Raw genomic sequence first — 1,124 nt, 5'->3', positions numbered from 1 at the left:
CCTGAATTCAAGTCATAAATGCATAACCCATGATTTTTCTTGCATCTATTCCGGTTAACTCCTTGAATGCCTCATAAGGAGTCTTGTAACCAAGACATTTTCTGGGCCTACTGTTCAGCTTATCTACCGCTATCATGACTTCTTTTTCTGTGACGTTATTAAGTTCCATAGACTTGGGGAAGTACTGCCTGAGCAGGCCATTAGCGTTCTCATTCTGACCTCTCTCCCAGGAGTGATATGGTGCAGCAAAGTAACTGTCACATTTCAAAGCTTTGGCAATCTCCTCATGCTGAACAAACTCCTTACCATTGTCGTAAGTGATGGTTTTGACGAACTTTTTCAGGGGCTTGAGCGCGCCGATCATCGCCTGTTTAACCGCTTTTGCCTTCTTACCTGGCAGAGGAACAGCAAGGCGAAGCTTGGTCTTCCGTTCATCCAATGTTGCGATGGCCCCTTTATGGTTTTTACCTATTATGGTGTCAGCCTCCCAGTCACCGACACGTTCTCTGTTGTTGGCTACTGCTGGACGTTCTTCAATACCAACCCGGTTAGGTATGCCGGTTCGGTTATGGGCTGAGCCATATCTTTTCCGGTATGTCTTTTTCTGGTGTCGCAAGTGCTTATAGAGGCTGCCACCGTTACGCTTATCATCTGCGATAAACTGATAAATCGTTTCGTGGTGTAGCTTGATCTCTCCTTCCTTTTTAAGCCTTCCCGCCACTTGCTCAGGACTCCAGTCTGAACAAATATCATTAGAAATTCGTCGTTTAATATCTTCTGTCAGCTTAACAGCCTTGTTTTTTTCCTTGTGTCGCTTTTGGGCCATACGATGTGCCTGCTGGTGCCTGTAACCACGCAGCCCCTTGTTTCTCCCTAACTCTCGTGAAAGAGAACTCTGTGAACGTCCAAGTTTTTTTGCCATTTTGTTCTGGGAGGTCCCATTTTTCAGTTCAATTTCGATATAATGTCTCTCTTCAGAGCTCAGGTGCTTAAAGGCCATCCGTGGCGTCCTCTGTTTGGTTTGGTTGCTTAACAGAGTACCCCTGAGTTCTGATTCATTTCAAAGGCAGTTCAGTGGCAACCCTCTGGTTACAGAGGTTATGCATTTATGATACGAATTCAGG

1 protein-coding gene is annotated in these 1,124 nt (G+C 45.5%); it reads right to left on the bottom strand.

Annotation, left to right across the window (positions count from 1 at the left end; all coding sequences use genetic code 11):
• Window positions 1–7 precede the first annotated feature (7 nt).
• The gene (locus tag ACO6VE_RS24580; RefSeq protein WP_422464141.1) at window positions 8–1,000 is read right to left on the bottom strand and encodes an IS30 family transposase; all 993 of its coding nucleotides are present in this window, start codon (window positions 998–1,000) and stop codon (window positions 8–10) included.
• Window positions 1,001–1,124: the final 124 nt, after the last annotated feature.

Origin of the sequence: Endozoicomonas sp. ALB115, assembly GCF_049310245.1 — a bacterium.
Classification (GTDB): Bacteria; Pseudomonadota; Gammaproteobacteria; order Pseudomonadales; family Endozoicomonadaceae; genus Endozoicomonas.
The sequence above is the reverse complement of the archived record's forward strand: the minus strand, read 5'-3'. Positions and strand labels throughout refer to the sequence as shown.

Coding starts and splice junctions, on each gene's coding strand:
- ACO6VE_RS24580 (WP_422464141.1), bottom strand. CDS start 1,000: ATGGCCTTTAAGCACCTGAGCTCTGAAGAGAGACATTATATCGAAATT.